Source organism: Nitrosomonas communis (assembly GCF_024102715.1).
Taxonomy (GTDB): domain Bacteria; phylum Pseudomonadota; class Gammaproteobacteria; order Burkholderiales; family Nitrosomonadaceae; genus Nitrosomonas; species Nitrosomonas communis_B.
The window spans coordinates 63,731-70,884 of record NZ_JAGFJM010000017.1; the positions used below are offsets into that span (position 1 = coordinate 63,731).

The 7,154-nt window shown below is 49.8% G+C and carries 7 protein-coding genes and 1 pseudogene; 5 read left to right on the forward strand and 3 right to left on the reverse strand.

All coding sequences use genetic code 11. The features are described 5' to 3' along the window. Positions 1-283 precede the first annotated feature (283 nt). From J5I83_RS02445 to J5I83_RS02460, 4 genes are all read left to right on the forward strand, one after another. Entirely contained in the window at positions 284-1,372 is a 1,089-nt protein-coding gene (locus J5I83_RS02445) for a DnaJ C-terminal domain-containing protein (protein WP_304053031.1), read from the forward strand. Between the two features lie 88 nt (positions 1,373-1,460). Then, complete coding sequence (locus tag J5I83_RS02450; protein ID WP_304053032.1) at positions 1,461-2,198, forward strand: C39 family peptidase; 738 nt, start codon at positions 1,461-1,463, stop codon at positions 2,196-2,198. After that, positions 2,195-3,664, forward strand: a complete 1,470-nt coding sequence (locus tag J5I83_RS02455; protein ID WP_304053033.1) for a RimK family protein — start codon at positions 2,195-2,197, stop codon at positions 3,662-3,664. Before J5I83_RS02450 ends, J5I83_RS02455 begins: the two co-directional genes overlap by 4 nt. Further along, positions 3,664-4,902, forward strand: a complete 1,239-nt coding sequence (locus tag J5I83_RS02460; protein WP_304053034.1) for a glutamate-cysteine ligase family protein — start codon at positions 3,664-3,666, stop codon at positions 4,900-4,902. The genes J5I83_RS02455 and J5I83_RS02460 overlap by 1 nt, the downstream gene beginning before the upstream one ends. A 229-nt stretch (positions 4,903-5,131) precedes the next feature. Here J5I83_RS02460 and J5I83_RS02465 read toward each other — a convergent pair whose 3' ends face one another. Together J5I83_RS02465 and J5I83_RS02470 are read right to left on the reverse strand one after the other, a co-directional pair. After that, complete coding sequence (locus J5I83_RS02465) at positions 5,132-5,647, reverse strand: hypothetical protein (protein WP_304053036.1); 516 nt, start codon at positions 5,645-5,647, stop codon at positions 5,132-5,134. Positions 5,648-5,735: 88 nt separating this feature from the next. Next, complete coding sequence (locus tag J5I83_RS02470) at positions 5,736-6,161, reverse strand: hypothetical protein (protein ID WP_304053037.1); 426 nt, start codon at positions 6,159-6,161, stop codon at positions 5,736-5,738. A gap of 318 nt (positions 6,162-6,479) precedes the next feature. Between J5I83_RS02470 and J5I83_RS02475 the strand changes: the two genes are divergently transcribed. Next, positions 6,480-6,608, forward strand: coding sequence for a hypothetical protein (locus J5I83_RS02475; protein ID WP_304053038.1), 129 nt, complete (start codon positions 6,480-6,482; stop codon positions 6,606-6,608). Between the two features lie 443 nt (positions 6,609-7,051). Here the strand turns inward: J5I83_RS02475 and J5I83_RS02480 are convergent. Further along, positions 7,052-7,154, reverse strand: a pseudogene (locus tag J5I83_RS02480) (IS5/IS1182 family transposase); the annotation flags it as partial.

Sequence of the window (7,154 nt, forward strand, 5' to 3'; positions counted from 1 at the left end):
GTCATGAAAAACACAACGATAGGCGCTAATTTGGCAAAAGAAGTATTTAAGATTTATAGAGCAAGCATACAGTAATAAAAAGGTGGAGATCGATAGGAAAACAGCGACAAATCATGATTTTCATCATAGCATAGGACTATTGCATGGAGACAGTGGCAAAGCACATGCATGAATTGCCCTGCTGCTTAAAAAGTTGTAGAAATATCTCCAATCCATAAAATGAGTTCAAACGATACATACAACGAGGGGAAGCATTATTTCTGACCAGCGTGATTATTATGAGGTGCTTGGTGTAGCCAAAGATGCCGATCAGAAGGCGATCAAGGATGCTTTTCGTACTCTTGCGCTGAAGTATCACCCAGACCGTAATAAGGAACCTGGCGCTGAAGAGCGTTTCAAGGAAATTGCCGAGGCTTATGCGATTCTGTCTGATCCTGGCAAGCGGGCTGATTATGATGCGCGCGGCTTTGCCGGGGTAGCCGGAACCAGCCGGGAGGATTTATTCAGTGGCATCAATTTTGAGGATATTTTCGGTGGACTTAACTTCGATTTTGGCATGGGTAATCTGTTTGATAGTTTCTTTCGTCGCTCTAAGGAGCGGGCAGGGCCGGTTCGCGGCGCCAATATCGAAGTGGATCTTTATGTCACGCTGGAACGGGTGGCAAGCGGTGGCGAAGAAGTCCTCCATTTAACCCGGCCGGTGGCCTGCCCTGCTTGTCATGGCACCGGCGGCGAAGGCGGGATCGCGCCACGCAAATGTAAAACATGCGGCGGAACGGGACGGATGACATATAGTCACCGCGAGGCGAAAGAACATCTGCTGATCCAGCAGATTGTGCCCTGTTCAGCCTGTCATGGACATGGCAGCATCAATGATCATCCCTGCCCACAATGTCATGGTAGCGGCCAGATCGAGCAAGACGAAACATTCACGGTCAAAATCCCGGTAGGGATTGAGGAAGGCATGGCGTTGCGCATCCCCGGCAAGGGAATGCCAGCCCCTTCATCTGATGGTACTGCCGGCGATCTGTTTGTCGTGGTGCGAACACGGGAAGATGCGCGCTTTGAGCGAGCAGGTACCAATCTGCTGCAGACTGTGGATTTATCTGTCGCCGATGCAGTGCTGGGGACGACCCTGAAGGTGCCTACATTGGATGGTTCAATTGAAGTGACGGTACCTGCTGGCACACAGCCTGATGCGGTGCTGCGGCTGAAAGGAAAAGGATTGCCTGTATTCAAAAGTGACCGGGTGGGTGATCTTTATTTGCGGATTGGGTTGAAAGTACCCGAACATCTTTCGCAGGAGGAGCGGGCATTATATGAGCAATTGCGCGCCATCAGCTACAAAGCGCATCAGATAAAGTCTGAATGAGTAAGCAATGTGCTACACAGTAGCTACTTACTCAGATTTTGCTTAATATTGATACGTAGATTATTCCTGCTTGAGGATCCGGATCAGAATGATTGCCAAGCTGAAACCGATACATCACTTGCCCGTCAAGATACTGCCGCAGCCTGATGAGACCACCTGTGGCCCGACCTGCCTGCATGCTGTTTATAACTACTGGAGCAAGAATGATCCGCTGGAGGATATTATTGCCCGGACGCGCAAACTGGAAAGCGGCAGCGGCACATTTGATGTTTTTCTGGCGTGCGACGCCTTGCGCAATGGTTTCCAGGCCACGATCTATACCTACAATCTGAAGGTGTTTGACCCGACCTGGTTTGCTGCCGGAGTGGATATTGCCGAGCGGCTGCGGCTTCAGCATGCAGCCAAAACGGATCGCAGATTGCGCTACGTCACTGAAGGCTATCTGGAATTCCTGAGCCTGGGCGGACGGCTGCGGCTGACCGATCTCTCGCATGCCCTGATTCATGGCCTATTGCGCCGTGGTGTACCGATCCTGACTGGCTTGAGCTCGACCTTTTTGTATCGCGCCGCGCGCGAACATGGGCCGCATGACGTGCCGGATGATATCCGCGGCTCTCCCGCTGGGCATTTCGTGGTGATCACCGGTTATAACCGCGCCAAGCGCACCCTGCTTGTAGCCGATCCCTACGGGCCAACTCAGGAATACTGGAGCAATATCGACCGGGTAATCGGTGCGATTCTGCTGGGAATTGTAACGTATGATTCCAACTTGCTGATCATCTATCCGCCACCAACCCTTGACCAGCCAGCGCTTGAACTGCCATGAGCATCCTCATCATCGTGAGTAATCCCCGTGATTGGCCACTGAATATGCCCGATGTGGCGGTGGTGTCCGCCAGAGTGTATCTGACCGATCCCGCGTACGGCGGCCAGCTCAGAGCGCGGGTTTTCAATCTGTGTAAATCCTATCGCTACCAGAGTCTTGGCTATTACGTTTCGCTGCTGGCAGAAGCGCGCGGGCATAAGCCTTTTCCGCGGGTGAACGCCATCGAGGATCTGCATTCTCCCGGGTTAGTGCGATTGATTACTGAGAATCTGGATGAACTGATACAGAAATCGCTGGTATTGATCAAATCCGACCATTTCGAACTCAGTATCTATTTTGGCCGCAATGTGGCCAAACATTACGATCAGCTCAGCCGGCAACTGTTTAATTTGTTGCAGGCACCGTTGCTGCGCGCTTATTTTGATCGCCACGGTGACCAGTGGCGCCTTCGGAGCATCAAAACCATCGCCGCAAGCGATATTCCGTCGCAACACCAGGATTTTGTCGTGCAGGCCGCCACGGATTACTTTTCCGGACACAAACCGTGGTCGCCCAGACTGGTTGCGCCACGCTACGATTTAGCCATTTTGCATGACCCGAACGATCCTGAGCCACCGTCCAATGCCAAGGCGATGAAACAGTTCGAGAAAGCTGCGGAAAGCCTGGGGATGCATGTTGAATTCATTACGCGTGCGGATTTGGGCCGATTGCCCGAATTTGATGCGCTGTTCATTCGCGATACCACCTATGTCAACCATTACACCTACCGTTTTTCGCGGCAGGCGGCGGCAGAAGGCCTGGTGGTGATTGATGATCCGAATTCCATCCTGAAGTGCAACAACAAGGTTTATCTGGCTGAGTTACTGACCCGCCATCGTGTTCCCGTGCCGAGAACCTTGCTGGTGCATCGGGACAATGTCGAGCAGGTCATCCCTACGCTTACTTTGCCATGTGTGCTCAAGCAGCCGGATAGCTCATTTTCGCTGGGGGTAGCCAAGGTCACGACAGAAGCGGAGTTGCGGCAAAAAGTAACCGAACTGCTGGACAAATCGGAATTAATCGTGGCCCAGGAATATCTGCCGACTGAGTTCGACTGGCGTGTAGCGATACTCGACCGCCGTCCGCTGTTCGTCTGCAAGTATTTTATGGCGCCAGGACACTGGCAGATCGTCAAACATGGTGAACAAAAACGCGATTACGTTGAAGGGCTAACGCAAGCAGTATCGCTGGAAGAAGCGCCGCCCAAAGTGGTGAAGATGGCACTCAAGGCAGCCAATCTGATCGGTGATGGTTTTTATGGGGTAGATATCAAGCAGATTGGCAAGCGCTGCTATGTCATCGAGATAAATGACAATCCCAATGTCGATGCGGGCAATGAAGACGGTATTCTCCAGGATGATCTGTATCAGCAAATCATGACAGTATTCCTGCATCGATTGGATCGACGCAAGCAGGGAAGGTGGTGATGGAGGCTACATTGTCCGCTTTTTCCGGCTATGGCGTTGAATTGGAATACATGATAGTCGAGCGTGAGAGTCTTTCCGTTGTGCCCATTGCAGATGAGTTGCTGCGCCAGCTCTCGGGCGAATACGCTGCCGAAGTCGAAAGTGGGCGGCTGGCCTGGTCCAACGAGATCGTGCTGCATCTGCTTGAACTCAAGAATGCCCATCCGGAACCCGTGATTGAATCGCTTCCTGCGTTGTTTCAAAGTGAGATTCAGCGCATCAACGGAGAACTTGCTGCCATGGGCGCAAGGCTGATGCCATCTGCCATGCATCCCTGGATGAATCCCCGGCTGGAAACAAAGTTATGGCCGCACGACAATGCAGACATCTACTGCGCATATGATCGGATTTTTGATTGCAAACGTCATGGCTGGGCCAACCTGCAGAGCATGCATTTCAATATGCCCTTTGCTGACGATGCCGAATTTGCCCGCCTGCACGCCGCCGTCCGCTTGCTGTTACCTATTCTGCCTGCGCTAGCTGCCAGCTCACCCATTGCCGAAGGGCATCATGCCGGTTTTCTGGATGGCCGCATGCATCACTATCTGACGCATCAAATGAGAATCCCGTCGAGCATGGGCAAAGTGATACCGGATACGATCACGAGCCGTGCCATGTATGAAAGCCAGATTCTGACCCCGATGTATCATGAAATTGCAGCACTGGATTCAGAAGGTGTGTTGCAGCACGAATGGCTCAATGTGCGGGGGGCAGTGGCGCGTTTCGTGCGCAATGCCATTGAAATCCGGGTGATTGATGTGCAGGAATGCCCGTTTGCCGATCTAGCCATTGCTGCTGTCGTGCGTGACATCGTGCATGCTTTGTATGACCAATGCACCGCATCGCTCGCGGATCAGCAGGCGATCGGCACGGATATTCTGGTCAAGATTCTGCGAGATTGTATTCGTGATGCCGAGCAAGCCAGGATTACAGACCAGGAATATCTGAAGCTGATGGGTTTTTCTGCGCAACACTGTGAAGCAGGCGAGTTGTGGCAGCATCTTATTACCTCGCTGATACCAGAGCAGGCGAGACAACCCTGGCAGAATGCGTTAACCACCATACTCGGACAAGGCCCGCTAGCGCGTCGTATCTTGCGGGCAGTCGAGCAGAATTTTGAGCGGGCGCGATTAAAGGCTGTCTACAGAGAACTGTGCGATTGCATGCATGAAGGGCGACAGTTTCTCGGAATTAATTGAAGCTAGGACAAAAAATATTAGACTCTAACGACTTAATTTGACATCAGGTGTGACCGACTCAGTGGAAGGTGATGATTCCGAGAAAGTTGAATTGTTACGCTATCGTTCTTGAGGGCAACCAAGGAGTAAAAGGGGCGGGCAATAAAGAACAGCGCCCCTTTTTTCTCCCCTTTTTCCCGTTTTTAGCACTTGCCGCGAACCGTACGGCCGTTTATTTAAAAAGTCAATATTATTTGTCAGATTGGGATTTCAGCATGCCCGCTATGTTGCCACCGATTTGCCCGGTGTTTGCAGCACTTGTTGTTTCAGCCAGTCCTTCTCCTTCTAGCACTTGATGGCTGGTATTGGAAAATACATTGACCGGTTCCCATTCGTTAGTTTCAACTGTTCCATCGATAAAGACAAACATGGTGATGATGTTTGGAGATATGGTAAGCAAGGTCAAGTCTGTAATGCCGAATACATGATCTCTCAGGGTTACACCTGCATTGTTACCATTAACAGAGAGGATAGTTGCTCGGGCAGTAATTGTCTGGCATGGACCATTAGAGCAAACCGTTACGGTCTGAGTGATCCCTTGACCGGATATGTTCATTGAGCCAGAGAGTCGGAATATGCCTAGTGCAGAATCATTTATATTGCCATTGCTCAAAGTTATAGTGCCGCGCTTTAGCTTGTAATCAGCCGCCTGGGCATTGAAGGTTAAAGTGATTGATAATGCTGTTAAAGCAAACAGTTTTTTCATTTTTATTGTCCGTATTAAAATCGAATTATTTGATGCGCTAATGGAAAGTCATCCGGTGTAATGCGCTTTGCTTATTGTGTCGTATATATTACTTTTGGGGTTCAGTGGCGACATCAACTTTAGTTTCTTCCGCCGTTGCGGTGACGGGTTGTGGGGTGATCACGCCAGGGCATTTACGCATCACAGCGGATTGGTGGATTGCATCATACTCGCCCTTTAGTCGGGCGTATTCGGCTTCCTGTTCCTTGGTTCCACCGAGCGCGAATAGTGCTGGCCAAGCTAACAATAATCCCGCTGTCAATATCCATTTGTCGTTGGTCGCCGCTTTGTCCAGTCTGCCTGTCAATTCGCTGACCCGAGTTTGTATGCGTTGTGCTTCTGATGAGAGTTGATTGCAATCATATGCCTGAAATTGCAAAGGTGACACATAGGATGTTGATATATTCTTTGATGATGTTGCACACCCGTATTGCGACATCGTAATACAAAGTAAAGTCGCTGTTATTTTTTTCATTATTATTAACCCTTTAATGTTTGAATTTATTATTTTTCTTTAAATCATCTGGTGTAGCTTCTATCTCATTTTTGCCCTTCCCTTAATGCGAATCGCATTATTGCTGTCAGGCGAATTATTAACAACCGCGTTACCGTTGAGGATTTTCAAAAAAGCTGAAGCTTCACGAGTACTGGTCGATAAATTATTTGCAAGGTTGTTACCCATTGCTTCTTCAAAATCCGGTGGGCAGCTCTTATCTCATCAAACAATTCCTTTTGTTCCGATTCTTGGAAAGGAGACGCGCCGCCAACCGGGAGAGATTTCAGAGGCGAGTTAATGGTTACATTGCGCGGTAAATTTAAAGGGGTACAAGGTGTAGGGGTTAAGATTATTAAAAAATCGCAGGCGATACCCCATGTCGGCGATATTGATAAATTGGAAGAACGCCTTCTAATTCAGAAGTAATGCGATTGGCAGAACAGCGCAGAATAGGAACAGACCACGATTATCGGTGATATAAGAAGCAGATAGCTGGGTTCTGGTTCTACAATTTTGCACGACCGTCCAGGCTTGCCGGGAGCTGTTCATCTTCCCTGGGCCGCTGATATTTGTACTGTGAAACGCCATTGCTCAACACGTCGAATCTCATCGAATCTCATTTACCAGTCCTGATTCCAATTCATGACGGAACGCTCGCGGTAAGCTCTTTCTGTCTACAAGTAAAACGGTGTTCTCTCCCCATATTATCCGGAGTCGGATTGATGAGCTGGCGAGGCATACATCAAGCGATCCCGGGGTTCTGGCAGCGGGCGACCAGGTTCACGAGCAGTTTGGAATCGCTTTCCTAATGCCGTTATTTCGTGCTTCCTTTTTCGAGTTGATTAAGAAACTGTTTGGAAACTCCTGTTTTAAGCTAGTCTCCTCAACATAATACGAATCATAGCGATGTAAACCCAAGTTTCGTCGGTACGCATGAGACGTTCGTAGCTTTTACTGAGTCGACGTGAATGA

Coding starts and splice junctions, on each gene's coding strand:
- J5I83_RS02450 (WP_304053032.1), top strand. CDS start 1,461: ATGATTGCCAAGCTGAAACCGATACATCACTTGCCCGTCAAGATACTG.
- J5I83_RS02460 (WP_304053034.1), top strand. CDS start 3,664: ATGGAGGCTACATTGTCCGCTTTTTCCGGCTATGGCGTTGAATTGGAA.
- J5I83_RS02470 (WP_304053037.1), bottom strand. CDS start 6,161: ATGAAAAAAATAACAGCGACTTTACTTTGTATTACGATGTCGCAATAC.
- J5I83_RS02465 (WP_304053036.1), bottom strand. CDS start 5,647: ATGAAAAAACTGTTTGCTTTAACAGCATTATCAATCACTTTAACCTTC.
- J5I83_RS02455 (WP_304053033.1), top strand. CDS start 2,195: ATGAGCATCCTCATCATCGTGAGTAATCCCCGTGATTGGCCACTGAAT.
- J5I83_RS02475 (WP_304053038.1), top strand. CDS start 6,480: ATGGTTACATTGCGCGGTAAATTTAAAGGGGTACAAGGTGTAGGGGTT.